Source organism: Cellulomonas sp. Leaf395 (assembly GCF_001424125.1).
Lineage (GTDB): Bacteria > Actinomycetota > Actinomycetes > Actinomycetales > Cellulomonadaceae > Cellulomonas.
This window is the reverse complement of the sequence record NZ_LMQI01000003.1, coordinates 345,038-361,647: the sequence shown is the minus strand read 5'-3', so window position 1 is coordinate 361,647 and position 16,610 is coordinate 345,038. Positions and strand designations below refer to the sequence as shown.

The following is a 16,610-nucleotide window of genomic DNA, read 5'->3' as shown; positions in this document are numbered from 1 at the left end:
TGTGCCGCCCGGGGACACCGGTCGGATGCTTTCTCTGCGGTCCCGGTCTCCCGAGCCCCTTGCTGACACCTGAAACATTACGGACGCTCCGGACGTCACCGGCGGGTCCGTGGGCCCAACCTCGGGCCCATCTGTCACCGGCCGGACCCAGGCATCAGGCCCCACCGAGCCACACCGAGACCGCCTCCGCACGCGTCCGGACACCGAGTCGCGCGAAGATGTGGTTGACGTGGTTCTTCACCGTCTTCTCCGACAGGTAGCACGCGGCCGCGATCTCCGGGTTGGTCCGGCCCGCCGCGATGAGCTCCATCACCTCGCGCTGGCGCTCGGAGAGGCCCACGTCCGGGCGCGACGGAGCCGCGGGCGCCGCCGGGACGATCCAGGTCTCGCGCAGCGCCTGCGCCGCCGTCGGCGAGAGCAGGAACGACCCCTCGGCCACGGCGAGGATCGAGCGCTCGAGCTCGTGCGACGCGAACTGGCCGTGCACCAGGTACCCGCTCGCGCCCGCGTCCACCGCGGCGCGCACGATCTCGGGCGCGTCGGAGTAGGTGAGCATGAGGATCTTGCACCACTGCCGCACCTCGGCGGCCACCTGGACGCCGTCACGCCGCGGCATCCGCACGTCGAGGAGCACCACGTCCGGCTGCATGGCACGCACCACGCGCACGGCCTCTTCGCCGTCGCCGGCCTCCCCGACCACCCGGATGCGGTCCGACGCCTCGACGAGGCTCCGCAACCCCATCCGGATCACCGCGTTGTCGTCCACGATGACCACCGTGACCTGGGTCAGGGCGGGATGGTCGGCCGCCACCCCTGCGACCGTCGAGCCTTCACCGGACACCTGAGGACTCCTTCGTCGGGTCGAGGTCGAGGACCACACGGGTACCCCGACCGGGTCGGGAGGTCACCGAGAGGTCGGCGCCCGCCTGCACCGCGCGCTCGTGCATCCCGGTCAGGCCGAAGTGGTTCGGCGGGCTGACACCGCCGTCGGGCACGACGAACCCGCGGCCGTCGTCGACGACCTCGATCCGGACCGTGCCCCCGGCTGCGCCCGCCAGCGACACGCTCACGCGGTCGGCCTCCGCGTGGCGCATCACGTTCTCCAGGGCCTCCGACACGATCGCGAGCGCCTCGTAGCGGGCGTCCGTCGACAGGTCGACCGCGCCGTGCGTCTCGAAGACGCACTCGATCCCCGTCGCGTCGCCCCACGTCCGGCACTGCTCGGCAAGCACCTGCGCCAACGGCCGGTCGGGCTCGTCCGCCCGCAGCCGCACCAGGAGCGAGCGGGCCTCTGCCGCAGCCTGGTTGGCGGCTGCAGCCAGCCCGTTCGCGTACCGGACCGCCGTCGCGGGGTCACGCTCGACCCAGACGGGGAGCGCCTCCGCCGCCAGGGCGATGCCGTGCAGCGTCTTGCCCAGCGAGTCGTGCATCTCACGCGCCAGCCGAGCCCGCTCGTCGGCGGACGCGACGGCCCGGTGCGCGTCGACCAGCTCGCGGGCGGCCGCCACCTCACGCTCGTGCGCGTGTCGCACCACCGAGCCGATGGCCACCAGCCCGACGTAGAGAGCGGGGATGCCCAAGTTGATCATGAACCCGCTCGTGGGCGTGGGCTGGAGCTGGTGCACGAGCAGGTACCCGGCGACCAGGGCCGTCGCTCCGAGGACGGCGACCCGGCGCTCGAACAGGATGCCCATGATGAGCGCCGTCGAGAACGTCGCCAGGACCAGCGGGCTCTCCACCCCGAGCACGGCGAGCACCACGAGCGTGAGCAGCAGGTCGGCCACCACCGCGAGCGGGTGATGCATGACGAAGCGCGCGGCGCTCGGGTACATCAGGAACGAGAAGCTCGTCGCCGACAGCACCAGCACGCTGGCCAGCATCGTGCCGGTGATCGGCTGGCCGATCATGCCGAAGAGCGCCACCGTGATGGCCAGCAGACGCACGAGGAGCGCGACGGCCACGACGCGCTGCGTGAAGTCGCGCTGCACCGGCTCGCTCATCCGAACAGGGAGGTGAAGTCGACGTCGGCACCCAGGAACAGCCCGACGACGATGAAGATCAGCGCACCGGGCACCAGGACCAGCGAGGTCACGAGGGTCACCCGCGGCGCCGTCCGTGCGGCGGCCCGGCGCTGCCGCTGACCGCTCTCCCGGCGCATGTCCTCGGCGATCTGCTTGAGCGACTCCGCCAGCGGGGCACCCAGCTCCTGGGACTGCAGGAGCGCGGAGACGAACTGCGCCACCGCCTCCGACGAGCTGCGTCTGCGCAGGTCCTGGAACGCCTGACGCACCGACGCGCCGTTGGCGATCTGGTGCAGGGTCAGCGTGATCTCCTCCCCCAGCGGGCCCGCGAACCGCTCCGCGACCCGGGCGAGGGCGGCACGGAAGTTCACGCCGGCCATGACCGTGACCGCGAGGACGTCGAGGAAGTCGGGCAGGTCCTTGTCGATCTGCTCCCGTCGCCGTCGTTGCGCACCCGCGACGGCGGACAGCGGCAGGAGCACCGGGACGACGAGCGCCAGCACCGCGAGCAGCAGGTTGCCGGCGAGGAGCATGACGAACGCCACCGGCAGGGTGAGCATCGCCCACCACGCCGTGCGGGTCAGGTACCCGTCGACGGTGAGCCCGTCGGGTCGCCCGGCTTCGTCGATCATCCGCTGCAACCGCGCCAGGCGTGCCGGCCCGAGGAGCCGGCGCAACCGGGGCACCTGGGTGCGCGCGAGCTTGCTCAGCGGGAGCTCGCCCTCCGCACGCCGCCGCTGCTGCCCCCGCAGGAGGTTCAGGTCGTCGACCGCCAGGGTGTCCATGGCGTCCGACCGCATCTGGCGGTAGCCGACCATGAACAGCACGGCGGCAGCAGCCGCGGCGATGCCCACGGCCAGACCGAGCCACGCGCTCATCCGTCGTACCTCGTCATGCGGCGGATCAGCAGGAAGCCGCCGACGAACAGCGACGAGCCGACGACCAGGGCGGCGCGACCGATCCACGAGTCGGTCATCGCCTGCACCGTCCCCGGCTGGATGAGGTTGAGCACGAACAGCAGCGCGAACCCCATCCCGATCACGAGGTAGCCGGTGGACGTCGACTGCGCGAGCGTGGTGCGTACCTCACGGCGGGTCTCACGGCGCGCCTCGAGCGTGTCCGCGATGTCGCGCAGCGCGCTGACCAGCGAACCACCGCTGCGGGCGCTGACCAGGAGCGTCGAGATGAGCACGGTGACCTCGCGCGACGGGAGACGGTTCTCGAGACCCTTCATGGCCGTGTCCAGGCTGTCGCCGAAGCGCATGCGGGACGCCACCCGCGCCAGCTCCGGGCCGGCGGGCTCGGACAGCTCGCTCGCGGCGATGCTGACGGCCGACGCGATCGAGAGCCCCGCACTCGTCGCGTTGGACAGGACCCGCGCGAGCTCGGGCATCTGGGCGATGAACTGCTCGTTGCGCCTGTCCTTGGCCCGGGCGAGGTAGGCCTTGACACCGACGACGACCGCGGCGATGCCCAGCAGCCCGAAGATGGGCGCGAGGCCCACCGCGAGCACCCAGCCGATGGCCAGGCCACCGCCGACCGCGATCAGTGCGACGAGCAGCGGGGCGCGCCGCTCCTCGCCTGCCAGCAGCAGCTGGCTCTCGACCCACCGGCCGGGTCCGGTGCGCCGGAACGCCCGGTCCCACTGCAGGAAGCGCGTCTGCTCGCCGAGCTCGTCGGAGATGACACCGGCCACGAGGGACCGGCGCCGTGCCATCGCGCCACCGAGGTGGCCCGCACCGATCACGAAGAAGATCGCCGCGGCCAGGACGCCGAGCAGGATGACGAGGATGATCATGGCGCCGCCCGTCGGCCCGAGGCGGCGGGCCCAGCGGGCTCAGCGGACGCCGCGGGCGCGGTGCCGGGGCCGGGCGCGACTGTCAGCGGCACGGCGGACAGCCCGATCGGCTCTCCAGCGATGCGCAGCTTGTCGAGGATCGGCTGCGGGATGGGATAGCGCACGAACCGACCGGGCGGACCGGACGCGTTGGGGATCTCGGGGTCCCACCGCATGAGCGGCTGCACCGCGAAGTCCTCGCGGTGCCGGGAGGACACCCACCCCACCTCGACCACGCGGCGGGTGCCGTCCGAGCCGCGGAGCAGCTGGATGACGAGGTCGACGGCGTTGTTCACCTGGTCGCGCAGGGCGTGGAACGGCACCTCGACGTCGCTCATCGACGCGAGCGTCTCCAGCCGGATCAGCGCGTCGACGGTGGTGTTCGCGTGCACCGTGGCCAGCGAGCCCTCGTGGCCGGTGTTCATGGCCTGGAGCATGTCGAGCGCCTCACCGCCGCGCACCTCACCGACGATGATCCGGTCCGGGCGCATGCGCAGGGCGTTGCGGACCAGGTCGCGGATGGTGACCTGGCCGTGGCCCTCCACGTTCGCCGGGCGGGTCTCGAGCCGGACCACGTGGTCCTGGACCAGGGACAGCTCGGCGGCGTCCTCGATGGTGATGATGCGCTGCCGGCCCTGGATGAACGCGGAGAGCGCGTTGAGCATCGTCGTCTTGCCCGAGGACGTGCCGCCGGACACGATGATGTTCAGCCGTGCCCGGACGCATGCGGCGAGGAGCTCCGCGGTCGGCTCGTCGAGGCTCCCACGGTTGAGCAGCTCGTCGAGCCCGTAGGACTTCGGGAACAGTCGGATGGTCACCGTGGGCCCGTTGAGCACCAGCGGTGGCAGGACAACGTGCACACGGGCACCGCGCGGCATCCGCTCGTCGGCCGGGAGCCGCGCGTCGACCATGGGGCTGGACTCGTCGACCCGGCGGTTCACGGTGGACACGATCCGGTCGATCGTCTGGCGGAGCTGTTCCTCGGACGCGAACGACGCCGACACCCGCTCGACCTGGCCGAACCGCTCGACGTAGATGGTGTCCGGGCCGTTGATCATGATCTCGGAGACGGTCTCGTCGGCCAGCAAGGGCTCGAGGACACCGAGGCCGATCGACTCGTCGACGACCCGGCGGATGAGCGCGTTGCGCTCCCGCGTCGTGAGGATGACGCCCTCGGTGGACACCAGGTGCGCCACCACGCGCTCGAGCCGGATGCGCCGCTGGCCCGGGTCCAGCCGGCCCAGCTCGTGCAGGTCGACCTCGTCGAGCAGCTTGCGCTTGAAGGTGGAGACGAGCCCTTCGTCCAGGTCGCTGCGCGTCGGCGCGAGCGCGCCCAGGGCGGGTTCCGGGGTTGCCGGGAGCGGATCCGTGCGGTGCGCCCACTCACCGAAGCCCGCGCGCATCAGGGCGCCGTCCGTGGCATGGCGGCCTCGCGGACCACCGTGAAGCTGGGGAAGATGCCGATCCGGAGCACCGGCACCTCGATCCGCACACCGTCCGCGGGGTACGTGATCTGGCTCGCGCGCATGTTGCCGGGGAGCGAGGCGTCGACGGCCGCCGGGACCGAGCGGCCCAGGCTCATGGCCCGGGCACCGTCGCGCACCGCCTGGTTGGTGGCGAGCGTGGTGACGGCCGCGGCACCCACCTGCAGGAGCGCGAGGATCACGACGACGACGACCGGCATGATGCCGAGCACCTCGATCGCCGACGACCCGCGGTCGTCGTCCCGAAGGACGCGTGCTCGTGCTCGTCGGATCATGGCTCCATCACCACGTCTCTGCTGATCGTCGCGGTCCACGGGGTGTTCAGCACACCCGGCATCACCACGGGGATGCGCACGCTGACGTCGACGGACGACTGCCGCGGTGACGCGACGTCCACGTCGACGTTGGCCCGCATGCTGCCCGGGAACGCGTCGAGCGCGGCAGCGCGCACCTGCGCCGGCGACTCCTTGAGGGCGACGGACCGTGCCGCGGCCGCGGCACCGTAGCCGGTCCAGACGTAGGTGAGGCCGGTCAGCCCCAGCTGCCAGAGCACCGCGCAGACGATCAGGATCGCCGGCAGCAGGGCAACCAGCTCCACGGCCACCGATCCGGTCTCGTCGGACGCCGCCGCCTTCTGGCGACGCCCGCCCGACCGGCGTGGCCGCGCTGCGGCATCGGTCGACGCGGGATCGGACGTTGTGGTGGGTCGGCGCACGACGCCGACCTCGCGACCGAACGCGCGCAGTGCACGCCACCAGGCGGGGTCGGTGACCATCTCGGGGGCGCGGGAGTTCATGGCGGTCTCGAGCTTGTGGCCCATGTCCGGCAGGACGGTGGCGAGCACGGGGCCGGGCGACAGTCGCTTGACCGTCTCCGGCTGCACCTCGTCGGTCCGGGACGCCTTGTTGATCAGGACGTGCACGCCGTCGGGCTTGCGCACCTGCAGCGACTCCCACCAGCCCAGGGTGCGGCGCAGTGCCCGGATGCTCACCAGGTCCGGCGTGACGACCGAGACCACCTCGTCGGAGATCTCCACGACGGCCGCCTGCACCGGCGTGACGTGGGCACCGACGTCGATCAGCACCAGGTCGTACTGCTGGCGAAGGAGCCCGACGATCTGGCGGATCGCGGCCGGGGTGACCCACTCGACGTCGCGCACGTCGTCGGGCGGCAGGAGCAGGTGGATCCCGGACTCGTGCTCGAAGACCGCGTCGGCGACGGTGCGGACCGACAGGTCCTGCGCCACCTTCGCCAGGTCGGCGACCGAGGTCCGTGCGCGCGCCTCGATGAGGCTGGAGACGTCGCCCTTCTCCAGGTCGAGGTCGACGACGAGCACCTTGTGGTCGGGCAGCTCGCGGCGGACGTCCCACGCGAGGTGCGTGACCAGGGTCGTGGTGCCCACGCCGCCCTTGGTCCCGGTCACCGCCACGACGGTCGCGCGACCGCGGGCGCTCCCGCCGTCGCTGGAGGCGCTGATCAGCAGGCTCTCCATGTGCCGCGACCAGTCGAGCGCGGTGTTGACGCGCTGCTGCACGTCGGCGAACGACAGCGGGTACGCGAGAACGCCACGGGCGCCGGCATCCATCGCGGAGGCCAGCGACTCGGGGTCGCCGTCGCTCGTCACGACGATCGCCACGCTCGCGGGCCGGCGCAACCCGAGGTCCCGGATGACCTGGTGCACGGGTTCGGGCCCGAGCAGGTCGTGGACGAGAACCAGGTTCGGCTCGCGGTCCAGCACGAGGTTCGCCATCTCGGTCGTCGTCTCGGCGACTCCCACGACCTCGATGTCGGCGGCCTCGGCCAGCTGGGACCGCAGCTCGTAGGCGAGCGACTGGTCCGCGCACCCGATGACGACGGTGCCTGCCATCAGCCCTGCTCCCCTTCCGGGACGGCGACCCCGCCCAGCTGCGTGGCGTCGAACTCGTCCTCCTCGCCCGTGCGGTCCTCACCCGAACCGGCCGGCAGGCCCACGAGCCGGACCTCGTCCGCGAACGCGGAGGCGTACGTGACCGCGAGCGCGTCGTTGGGCTCGAGCGCGAGCGTCACGGGGACGACGGACGCCTGACCCGTGGCGCTGTCCTCGTCCACCAGCACCTGGCTCCCGCGGACGGACACCACCCGGACGTCCTCCACCAGCACGCGTACCTGCTTGGGCAGTCCCGGCACGTCCGCGAACACCGCGTAGATGTCGACGTGGTCCCCGGGCACGATGCGGTCCGCGATCCCGGTGACCTCGTCGACGTTGATCGCGATCTCCCGCTCCGTCGGGCTGAGGTCCGACGGCGGGACGAGGACGTCCGTGGTGATCATCGTGCCCTCCTCGAGGTTGACACCCACCTTGCGGCCCAGAAGATCGCCCTGCGTCACGCGGGCCGAGGTCGAGAGCCACCGTTCGGGCACCTCGTCGGCGACGATCGACGACTCGTCGAGCGTGGTGAACGCGGGGAGGTCGTCGGCGGCCCGGTAGACCGTCACCACGGAGCCCACCTTGCTCGAGACGTTGCCCACGTACGAGGCCACGAGGAAGAAGACCACGACGGCGATGAGGACGGACAGGAGGATGAACAGCACTCCGCGTCGCTGGCGGGGGTTCACGCAAGGGCTCCTCGGAAGTCGGACGGATCCGTCCGCCGCACATGGCAGAACGGGCAGAAGTCGGTGAAGACGGTGGTGGCACAGGTGGGGCAGGTGCCACGGGCGGCGGGCAGCTGCACCCCACCGCCGCCAGGCAGGGCGACGGCCTCCACGGCACGGTCGGTGCCGAGACGACCGACGACGTCGACCCGCATGAGGGGCACCTCGACGACGGTCGAGCAGCGGCTCGCGGCGAGCAGCTGCTCGCGCGCAGCCGGCGGGAGCAGGTCGGGGTTCGCGCAGTACAGGGTGCCGCGGTCCGGTCCCGGCTCGGGGACTGTCGCCTTGCCGACCGCGTCCACCGAGGGGTTCGGGCCCGACAGGGTGACGACGAAGCCCTTCCCGCCGGGCGTCAACGACCGCAGGTGCTCACCGAGCGACGGTGCGGGGTCCGTGAGGTTGGCGACGGACGGCGTCCAGGCGCCGCTCCACGTCAGGCCCGCCAGGGCGTCCAGGAACGCCACGGACTGGCCGGCGTCGAGGCCGATGGACGCCGCCTGGTTGGCGAGCACCAGGATCGCGCCGGGACCGTGCGGCAACGTCCGCCACGCGACCGTCGGTCCGCGGTCCGCGAGCGCGGCGGCGTACCGTCGCACCAGTGTCTCGTGGCGGCGCTCGCCGATCACGAGCACGTGCGTCGCGTCGCCCAGGGTCGTGCTGTTCACACCGGCCAGGTCGGTCGGTGCGACGACCGTGATGCGCGATGCTCCGGTGTCGGGAGCGTCCGCCCCGACGTCGAGGAGCGCTGTGATGGCGATCGCTGGCATCCGGCGTGAGCTCCCCCTGTGCGCGGTCCATGGCAGACGTGCCGTACCTGCCGAACCTGCTGACTCTGACCAACCCGAAGAACATCGCGGACCTGGCGAGACTTTCGACCCGCGAGGCAGGACTTCGTGGCCTGCGCGTCCCTGCGACGATGGTCCCCGCCCCGCACCGGACGAGGCGCCGGGGGCGGCAGACCACGCACATGATAGGCGGACGATGAGTGCACTTCGGTCCAGATCACTCTTGCTGGTGAACGGATCACCGGTGGCGACCGTCGAGGTCGCGGACACCTGGCGTGCCCGTTTCCGGGGTCTTCTGGGCCGCCGCGAGCTGCCTGAGGCACTCTGGCTCGAGCCCGAGTCCTCGGTGCACGGCATCGGCATGCGGGTGAGCCTCGACGTCGCCCTGCTCGACTCCGCGGGGGGCGTCGTCGACACCCTCGTGCTCCGCCCCTGGGCGGTCACCGCGCCGCGTCGCGGGGTAGTTGCCGTGGTGGAGGCGCCACAGGGCAGCTTCGAGCGCTGGGACCTGCGCCCCGGGGGCGTGGTCTCGCGCGGTGGTCCGGGTGGTGTCGCCGGCGGGTCGTGAGGCACCCGTCCATCGTCGTCGCCGCCGGGGCCAGGACGGCGGGTCCGTGGCACCGGGCGTGCGGGTACACGGGCCCACCGGGACTGAGCTCAGGGGCCCAGGCGCCCGACCCAGGTTCACCCGCACCACGGGGTGGGCGGCCGACCCCACCGGGTGACGACATAAAGGGTTCGGGCTGTGTCGGTACCGCCCCGTAACGTTGCTCCTCGTGCGTTCTCTCCCCCTCGACGACCCCGGCACCCCGCCCCTGAGCGGGCCCACGGCGCTGCTCTGGTGGCTGGCCGGCCGGCAGTGGGGCATCCTCCTGACTGCCGTCGGGCTCGGCGTCCTGCAGTTCGCGGCCCAGGCGTTCACCCCGTTCGTCGTGGGCCGCGCGATCGACGACGGCCTGGCCAGCGGCTTCGGTCCGGACCTCTGGCGTGCGTGCGCGACGCTGCTCGCGCTCGGCGCGGTGATCATCACGGCCTCGGCCATCGGCCACCGGTACGACGTGAACAACTGGTTGCGGGCGGCGTTCACGTCCTCGCAGCTGGTCGGCCGGACCGTCGCCCGGTCGGGCCACACCATCACCAAGGAGCTGCCGACGGGTGAGGTCGTCTCGGCCGTGGCCAACGACGCGCTGCGCATCGGTGAGGTCTTCGCGCTCGCCAGCCACTTCCTCGGCAGCCTCGTGGCCTACGCCATCGTCGCGGTGCTGATGCTCCGGGTGTCCGTCCCGCTCGGGCTCGTCGTTGTCCTGGGCCTGCCGACGGTCGCCGCCATCCTCGGCCTGCTGGTCAAGCCACTCTCGCGCCGCCAGGTGGCGCAGCGCGAGGCGTCCGGGCGACTCACCACGCTGGGTTCGGACACGGTCTCCGGCCTGCGCATCCTGCGCGGCATCGGCGGCGAGGAGGTCTTCACCGACCGGTACCGCGCGCAGTCGCAGGAGACGCGGCGCCGCGGCGTGGAGGTGGCCAGGACGCAGTCGGTCCTGGACGCTCTCCAGGTCCTGCTGCCCGGCGCGTTCGTCGTCACGCTCATCTGGTTCGGCGCCCACATGGCGCTGGCGGGCACCATCACGCCCGGCCAGCTGGTGTCGACGTACGGCTTCGCGGCGTTCCTGTCCTGGCCGGTCCAGAACGCGACGCAGATGCTCCAGGCGGCGACGCGCGCCCACATCGGTGCGACCAAGGTGGTCAAGGTCCTGCAGGTCGTCCCGGCGACCGGCGCGACGCCCGGCACGGCCACCGCGCCGGAGCCGCACGTGCCGCTGGTCGACGAGGTCAGCGGGCTGCACCTGGAGCCCGGCCGGGTGGTCGCGCTGGTCAGCGCCAACCCCGACGAGTCCGCGCGCATCGCCACACGGCTCGGCCGGTTCGACGACGCGGCGGAGCAGGACACCCCCGTGCGCCTCGGTGGCGTGCTGCTGTCCGAGCTCGACAAGGAGCTCGTGCGGGAGCGCATCGTCGTCGCGGAGGCCACCCCGCACCTCTTCTCCGGCCTGCTGGCCGACGAGCTCGACGTGCGCGGCTCGGCCACGCAGGACGACCTGCTGCGGGTGATGGACACGGCCGACGCGCAGGACGTCCTCGACTCGGTGGCCGACGGCCTCGCCGGCGAGCTGCCCGAGAAGGGCCGCTCGCTGTCCGGTGGTCAGCGCCAGCGCGTCGCCCTCGCCCGTGCGCTGCTCATCGACCCGGAGATCCTCGTGCTGGTGGAGCCGACCAGCGCGGTCGACGCCCACACCGAGGCCCGGATCGCCGCGCGTCTGGTGGATGTCCGGCGGGGCCGCACCACGCTCGTGGTCACCGCCAGCCCGCTCGTGCTGGACCACGTGGACGAGGTCGCGTTCGTGCAGGACGGTGCCGTCCGCGCCCGGGGCAGCCACGACGACCTGCTGACGCACGGCGCCGACGACCTTGAGATCGCGCGCGCGTACCGGGCGGTGGTCGGACGGCAGATGGACGAGGAGTCGCTGGAGCTCCGCTCGGTCGAGGAGCTGGCGGAGGACGAGCGGCTCCACCAGGAGCTGATGGCCGGACAGTCGGCCGGAGAGAGCAGAGGAGGACAGTCATGAAGCTCCCCATCGCCGACAGCGCGACGGTCCGGGCCTACACGGGCGTGCTCTTCCGCAAGCACCGCCGCCCGCTGGTCCTCATCGCGGCCCTGCACACGCTGGCCGCGACCGCGGGCCTGGCGGGGCCGTGGCTGCTGGGCATGCTCGTCGACGCCGTCACGGGCGGCACCACGGCGACGTACATCAACACGCTGATCGCCGTGGGCGTGGTCGCCGTGCTCGCGCAGACCGTGCTCATCCGGTTCGCGCAGCGGGCGTCGATGGTGTTCGGCGAGGAGGTGTTCGCCCAGCTGCGCGAGGAGTTCATCGAGAAGGTCACGGCCCTACCACTGTCCGTCGTCGAGCGGGCCGGCACCGGTGACCTCGTGGCGCGCACGACGAACGACGTCAACAAGCTCCAGCACGCGGTGCGCTTCGGTGTCCCGCGGGTGATCGTCGCCGCCGTCACCATCACGCTGACGATCGTCGCGTGCCTCGTGCTCTCGCCGGTGGTCTCGATCGCGATGTTCGTCGGCGTGCCCACTCTGCTGCTGGTCGTGCGCTGGTACCTCAAGCGCGCCACGCCGGCCTACCAGCGCGAGTCGGCCGCGTACGCGGTGCTGAACGGCACCATCACCGAGTCCGTCGAGGGCGCCCGCACGGTCGACGCCCTGCGGCTCGGGCGGCGCCGTATGGGCCGTGTGGATGCCGACCTGCGCGAGGCGTTCGAGGCCGAGAAGGTGACGCTGCGCCTGCGCACGATCCTGTTCCCGGGCATCGACGCGGCGTTCGTGCTGGCACCCGCGGCCGTCCTGCTGTGGGGCGGCTACCTCGCGTCGGAGGGCTACGTCACGGTCGGAGCGGTCACCACGATCGTGCTGTACACGTACCAGATCACCGGTCCCGTGTGGGAGCTGATCTTCTGGGTCGACGAGATCCAGGTGGCGGCGACCTCGCTCGCGCGCATCGTGGGGGTCCAGCTGGTCGAACCCGACCGCGAGGCGCGCGCGGGTACGCCGGTCGACGAGGACATCGCCTCCCGTGGCCTGACCTACGCGTACCGCGAGGGCCACAACGTCCTGCACGGGATCGACCTCGACCTGGCGGCGGGCGAGCGCCTGGCCGTGGTCGGACCGTCCGGTGCGGGCAAGTCGACGCTCGGGCGCATGCTCGCCGGCATCCACCCGCCCACCGACGGCACGGTCACGGTCGGTGGCGTGCCCCTGATCGACCTGCCGCTGGAGGACCTGCGCGGGCACGTCGCCCTGGTCACCCAGGAGCACCACGTGTTCGTCGGCTCGGTGGCCGACAACCTGCGCCTTGCCCAGGTGGACGCCGACGCGGCCGCGCTCGAGCGCGCGCTGCGGGCCGTCGACGCCTGGGAGTGGGTGCAGGCGCTGCCCGACGGGCTGGAGACCGAGGTCGGCTCGGGCGGTGCCGCGCTCACGCCGGCGCAGGCCCAGCAGATCGCGCTGGCCCGGCTGGTCCTGCTCGACCCGCACACGCTGGTGCTCGACGAGGCCACGTCCCTGCTCGACCCACGGGCGGCCCGGCACCTCGAGCGCTCGCTGTCGGCCGTGCTCTCGGGTCGGACCGTGGTGGCCATCGCCCACCGCCTGCACACCGCGCACGACGCGGACCGGGTGGCCGTGGTCGACGGCGGCCGCATCGTGGAGATCGGCGCGCACGACGAGCTGGTCGCGGCCGGCGGCGACTACGCCGCGCTGTGGCACTCGTGGCAGCACGACGCGGTCTGAGGACGGCGCCCTGGCGGGTCACACTCGCGTTCGAATGACCCGCCACGGCCGATTCGCCCGAATCGGTTAGGTTGCTCATGAGAGATCTCTCACCACTGGAAGGGATCTCGCGTGCCTACTGCCCGAAGCCACTCCCGCACGCTCGTCGCCGCCGTCGGCGTCGGGGCACTCCTGGTGCCCGCCGTCGCCGCAGCCCTCACCGTCGGCGCAGCGGCGCCGGCAGCAGCGATCAGCGTCTGCGGTGCCACCAACGACCCGACCCGCGGCTTCACGGTCCTCGTCGAGGGCGACGCCTCGGTGGCCGGCTCCGAGATCGAGGGCACCATGGCGGTCGGCGGCTCGCTGTCCTGGAAGAACACGTTCGACGTGCGGCACTCAACTGGACAGACGCCACCGGGCTACACGCTCCCGATCCTCGATGGCACCACGCTGCCGGTGCGGGTCTCGGCTGGCGCGTACAACTTGGCCGGGTCGCAGGGCATCCTCCAGGTGGGCTCGGGGGCTGACCAAACGGGCTCGCCGCAGGGCGAGATGCTGGCCGGGACCCAGACATGGACGACGAGCCAATTGAAGGGCCAGGAGGTGTTCATTCCTGCCGACCTCGAGGTCGACGGCGCGGGCCAGGCGCGTGTCGTGCCGCCCAGCCCTCCGACGACCGCCGACGAGCTCCCCCAGTGGGTGCCCCAGCACATCGGACCGCTCGTCGTCGCACCGCTCACCAGCGGTTTCCCGACGCTCGACGCCATCGCGGACGCCGTCTCCGACCTGCCGGGAGCGAACGAGGGGGTCTCGGCGGTGACGCTCACCGGGGACGCGCCGGAGAAGAAGCTCGAGCTCGTCGCCGGCGACCTCAACGTGCTCTCGGTGGAGCCCGAGCAGTTCGACGGCGTGACCGCGCTGAACTTCACGGGCGCCCTGCCGTCCTCCACCACCGGGCTGGTGATCCGGTTGTCGGGGGGCACCGAGTTCAGCATCCCGCGGTTCAACGGCGCGAACGACTCCGGCACGAACAACCTGTTCGCCCCGTGGGTTCTCTGGAGCTACGACGAGACCGGCCCCCTCACGCTGACGAGCCAGGACCGGATCACCGGGACGATCCTGGCACCACGGGCCGACCTCACTTTGCAGAACGCGAGCCCGGTCGAGGGCCAGGTGATCGCATCGACGCTGACCAAGGCGGGCGGCTCCGGCGAGATTCACCACTACGCGTTCGCGGGATGCATCCCGGACGACGCGACGACGGTCGGCTCGGTCCAGCTGAGCAAAACCCTGGTCGTGGACGGCGCGTTCGACGCCCTGCCCGTCAACGTCTTCGTGCAGTACTGGGTCGACGGGGTCCGGCAGCTGCCTGACCTGTCGGTCGAGACGGACGGCACCGTGCTCGGCCCGGCCGCCGTCCCGTCCGGCACGGTGGTCGAGCTCGGGGAAGCCACACCGGCAACGGTGCCGGGCGGTGTCTGGCAGACACCGGTCTGGACCGTCACGGGGACGACGACGATCCCCCCGACGCAGCCGGGCGCGCAGGTCGCGTTCGTCGTCGAGGAGGACGCGGACGTGGAGATCACCCTCTCAGACACGCTCGTCGGGCAGGGCCGATTCAGCATCGCCAAGTCCGTGGACGACGCCGGTCTCGGCGCACCGGCCACGTTCACCTTCCAGTGGTGGGTGGACGACGTGCGGCAGTCGCCGGACCTCGTCGTCGCCTCCGACGGCACCGTCCTGGGCCCGATCGACGTCGCCCCCGACAGCGTCGTCGAGCTGGTCGAGGTCCGGCCCACGAACCCGGTCGGCGGCACCTGGACGGCGCCGACGTGGGCGGTCACCGGTGGCACCGCCGCGACCCCCCAGCACGGCGGCTTCGCGTTCACCGTGGGCCGCGGCAGCGCCGTCAGTGCGGTGCAGGTCACGAACGTGGTCCTCCCGGGCGGCGGCGCCCAGCTCGCGGTGACCGGTCTTGATGATGTGGGCGCCACCGCTCTGGCTTCCGCGCTCGCGCTGCTGCTCGGCGCGACGCTGACATTCGCCGCGCGGCGCGCGCGTACGATCCGCGAGTGACCGGACCGCTCGTCCTGCGCGGGGGTGTCGTCGTTCCCGACGACGCCCTCGCGTGGCGCTTCTCGCGCTCCAGCGGTCCGGGTGGTCAGTCGGTCAACACGACCGACTCCCGGGTCGAGCTCACGGTCGACCTCGCGCGGGTCCCCTGGACCAGCCCGACCCAGCAGGACCGGGTCATGGCGCGGTTGGCGGGGCGACTGCGTGGTTCGCTGCTCACCCTGAGCGCCCAGGAGTACCGGTCTCAGCTGCGCAACCGCGAGGCCGCGCTCACCCGTGCGCACGCGCTGCTCGACGACGCCCTCGCTCCCCCGGGTCCGACGCGCCGCGCCACCCGGCCGAGCCGGGGGTCCCAGGTGCGCCGGGTGCAGGGCGAGCAGAAGCGCCGGGCGGTCAAGGAGCTGCGGCGTCGCCCTCCGCTGGGCTGAGGTCGGCGGCCTCCGGTCCGGAACCCCTCGCCTCGTCGCGGACCAGGCGGAGCCAGAGCAGCACCGCGAAGGCGCCAAAGATCCACCACTGGGCGGCGTAGGCCAGGTTCTGGATGTTGAGCCCCGCGCCGGGCTTGGTCGGCGGGCCGAGCAACACTACGGAGTCGCTCTGCGCCGGGTCCGACGACGCGACCACGAGGTAGCCGGTGTAGATGGGTCCGCCCCAGGAGTTGAGCAGCTCGGCGGAGCTGATCGCGTCGGTCTGCCCGTCGGCCACCCCGGTGCCCGCCTGCTCGGACGCCTGCAGGTAGCCCGTCACGTCCACGGCCCCGGCCGGGGGTGCGTCGGCGTCGGCGGGCGTCGCGACCCAGCCGCGGACGACGGGAAGCACGGAACCGTCGGTCGTGGTCAGCGGCGTCAGGACGAGCAGCCCGGTGGTCCCGTCGTGCGCGCGGCCGCTGACCAGCAGCTGGCCGTCGGCGTCGTACGTCCCGGTCACGGCCACCTTGCGCCCGACGAGGTCGCCGGTGAACGTGGTCTGCGGGACCAGCGCGTCGTCCAGCGGGACGGCCGGTGCCGCGACGAGCTCGGCCGTGAGACGTTCCGCCGCGGCGGCGCCGTGCACCTGCGCGCGGTCCAGCTGCCACGCGCCGAGCCTGGCGCACAGTGCGGCGGCGGCGAGCAGCAGGACGAGGAGGACGATCATGCGAGGTCGCACCGCCGCGCGGAGCATCGTCGTCGGCGGGCGCCGTTCCGCCTGCTCCCACGCGGGGGCCACCGCGGCCGGGCTGTCCGCGCCGGCACCACCGTCGGCACCCGTGCCCGGGACCGCGGCAACCGGAGCGTCCGCGCGCTCGTCGACACGGGAGCCACCGTCGCGCCCACGACCGCGCACGGCGGCTGCGGGGTTCTGCTCGGTCACGCCTCACGGTACCTCGCAGCACGAGCGCGGCAGGAACCGGCCGAGCCCTCCGATCCGGGGCAGAACCCCGCTGACCTGCGCGGCGAC

15 protein-coding genes are annotated in these 16,610 nt (G+C 72.5%); 5 read left to right on the top strand and 10 right to left on the bottom strand.

All coding sequences use genetic code 11. The features are described 5' to 3' along the window. Positions 1–154: 154 nt before the first annotated feature. From ASG23_RS09570 to ASG23_RS20130, 9 genes are read right to left on the bottom strand one after another with little or no spacing between them, the layout of a single operon-like run. Positions 155–841, bottom strand: a complete 687-nt coding sequence (locus ASG23_RS09570; protein WP_200941556.1) for a response regulator — start codon at positions 839–841, stop codon at positions 155–157. Beyond that, entirely contained in the window at positions 831–2,000 is a 1,170-nt protein-coding gene (locus ASG23_RS09565) for a sensor histidine kinase (protein ID WP_056023612.1), read from the bottom strand. The genes ASG23_RS09570 and ASG23_RS09565 overlap by 11 nt, the downstream gene beginning before the upstream one ends. Further along, positions 1,997–2,899 (bottom strand): type II secretion system F family protein, encoded by a 903-nt coding sequence (locus ASG23_RS09560; protein ID WP_056023610.1) that lies wholly within the window; start codon positions 2,897–2,899, stop codon positions 1,997–1,999. The genes ASG23_RS09565 and ASG23_RS09560 overlap by 4 nt, the downstream gene beginning before the upstream one ends. Beyond that, entirely contained in the window at positions 2,896–3,819 is a 924-nt protein-coding gene (locus ASG23_RS09555; RefSeq protein ID WP_056023607.1) for a type II secretion system F family protein, read from the bottom strand. The genes ASG23_RS09560 and ASG23_RS09555 overlap by 4 nt, the downstream gene beginning before the upstream one ends. Beyond that, positions 3,816–5,261 (bottom strand): CpaF family protein, encoded by a 1,446-nt coding sequence (locus ASG23_RS09550; RefSeq protein ID WP_082516031.1) that lies wholly within the window; start codon positions 5,259–5,261, stop codon positions 3,816–3,818. The genes ASG23_RS09555 and ASG23_RS09550 overlap by 4 nt, the downstream gene beginning before the upstream one ends. Beyond that, the gene (locus ASG23_RS09545) at positions 5,261–5,617 is read right to left on the bottom strand and encodes a TadE/TadG family type IV pilus assembly protein (protein WP_056023604.1); all 357 of its coding nucleotides are present in this window, start codon (positions 5,615–5,617) and stop codon (positions 5,261–5,263) included. The genes ASG23_RS09550 and ASG23_RS09545 overlap by 1 nt, the downstream gene beginning before the upstream one ends. Beyond that, the gene (locus ASG23_RS09540) at positions 5,614–7,209 is read right to left on the bottom strand and encodes an AAA family ATPase (RefSeq protein WP_056023601.1); all 1,596 of its coding nucleotides are present in this window, start codon (positions 7,207–7,209) and stop codon (positions 5,614–5,616) included. Before ASG23_RS09540 ends, ASG23_RS09545 begins: the two co-directional genes overlap by 4 nt. Further along, on the bottom strand, positions 7,209–7,937 hold the full coding sequence (cpaB, locus tag ASG23_RS09535; RefSeq protein WP_056023598.1) for a Flp pilus assembly protein CpaB: 729 nt from the start codon (positions 7,935–7,937) through the stop codon (positions 7,209–7,211). The genes ASG23_RS09540 and cpaB overlap by 1 nt, the downstream gene beginning before the upstream one ends. Then, entirely contained in the window at positions 7,934–8,743 is an 810-nt protein-coding gene (locus ASG23_RS20130; protein ID WP_056023595.1) for a hypothetical protein, read from the bottom strand. Before ASG23_RS20130 ends, cpaB begins: the two co-directional genes overlap by 4 nt. A 262-nt stretch (positions 8,744–9,005) precedes the next feature. Between ASG23_RS20130 and ASG23_RS20125 the strand changes: the two genes are divergently transcribed. The 5 genes from ASG23_RS20125 (at position 9,006) to arfB (ending at position 15,601) form a co-directional block, all read left to right on the top strand. After that, the gene (locus tag ASG23_RS20125; RefSeq protein ID WP_162242682.1) at positions 9,006–9,329 is read left to right on the top strand and encodes a DUF192 domain-containing protein; all 324 of its coding nucleotides are present in this window, start codon (positions 9,006–9,008) and stop codon (positions 9,327–9,329) included. Between the two features lie 208 nt (positions 9,330–9,537). Then, positions 9,538–11,385: an ABC transporter ATP-binding protein gene (locus tag ASG23_RS09520; protein ID WP_056023589.1), complete on the top strand. Its 1,848-nt coding sequence runs from the start codon at positions 9,538–9,540 to the stop codon at positions 11,383–11,385. Then, positions 11,382–13,121, top strand: a complete 1,740-nt coding sequence (locus ASG23_RS09515; RefSeq protein WP_056023586.1) for an ABC transporter ATP-binding protein — start codon at positions 11,382–11,384, stop codon at positions 13,119–13,121. Before ASG23_RS09520 ends, ASG23_RS09515 begins: the two co-directional genes overlap by 4 nt. A 111-nt stretch (positions 13,122–13,232) precedes the next feature. Then, a complete protein-coding gene (locus ASG23_RS09510; protein ID WP_056023583.1) occupies positions 13,233–15,176 on the top strand; it encodes a collagen-binding domain-containing protein in 1,944 nt (647 codons plus the stop codon). After that, positions 15,173–15,601, top strand: a complete 429-nt coding sequence (gene arfB, locus ASG23_RS09505; protein WP_056023580.1) for an alternative ribosome rescue aminoacyl-tRNA hydrolase ArfB — start codon at positions 15,173–15,175, stop codon at positions 15,599–15,601. The genes ASG23_RS09510 and arfB overlap by 4 nt, the downstream gene beginning before the upstream one ends. On the opposite strand, the gene ASG23_RS09500 is transcribed toward arfB, so the two are convergent. Then, positions 15,567–16,523, bottom strand: coding sequence for an SURF1 family protein (locus ASG23_RS09500; protein ID WP_235520986.1), 957 nt, complete (start codon positions 16,521–16,523; stop codon positions 15,567–15,569). The two genes, arfB and ASG23_RS09500, sit on opposite strands and share 35 nt — an antisense overlap. Positions 16,524–16,610 lie beyond the last annotated feature (87 nt).

Excerpts from the sequence above, each read along its gene's own strand:
- ASG23_RS09555 (WP_056023607.1), bottom strand. The coding sequence starts at position 3,819 with ATGATCATCCTCGTCATCCTGCTCGGCGTCCTGGCCGCGGCGATCTTC.
- ASG23_RS09550 (WP_082516031.1), bottom strand. The coding sequence starts at position 5,261 with ATGCGCGCGGGCTTCGGTGAGTGGGCGCACCGCACGGATCCGCTCCCG.
- ASG23_RS09515 (WP_056023586.1), top strand. The coding sequence starts at position 11,382 with ATGAAGCTCCCCATCGCCGACAGCGCGACGGTCCGGGCCTACACGGGC.
- ASG23_RS20130 (WP_056023595.1), bottom strand. The coding sequence starts at position 8,743 with ATGCCAGCGATCGCCATCACAGCGCTCCTCGACGTCGGGGCGGACGCT.
- ASG23_RS09565 (WP_056023612.1), bottom strand. The coding sequence starts at position 2,000 with ATGAGCGAGCCGGTGCAGCGCGACTTCACGCAGCGCGTCGTGGCCGTC.
- ASG23_RS09560 (WP_056023610.1), bottom strand. The coding sequence starts at position 2,899 with ATGAGCGCGTGGCTCGGTCTGGCCGTGGGCATCGCCGCGGCTGCTGCC.
- ASG23_RS09545 (WP_056023604.1), bottom strand. The coding sequence starts at position 5,617 with ATGATCCGACGAGCACGAGCACGCGTCCTTCGGGACGACGACCGCGGG.
- ASG23_RS09540 (WP_056023601.1), bottom strand. The coding sequence starts at position 7,209 with ATGGCAGGCACCGTCGTCATCGGGTGCGCGGACCAGTCGCTCGCCTAC.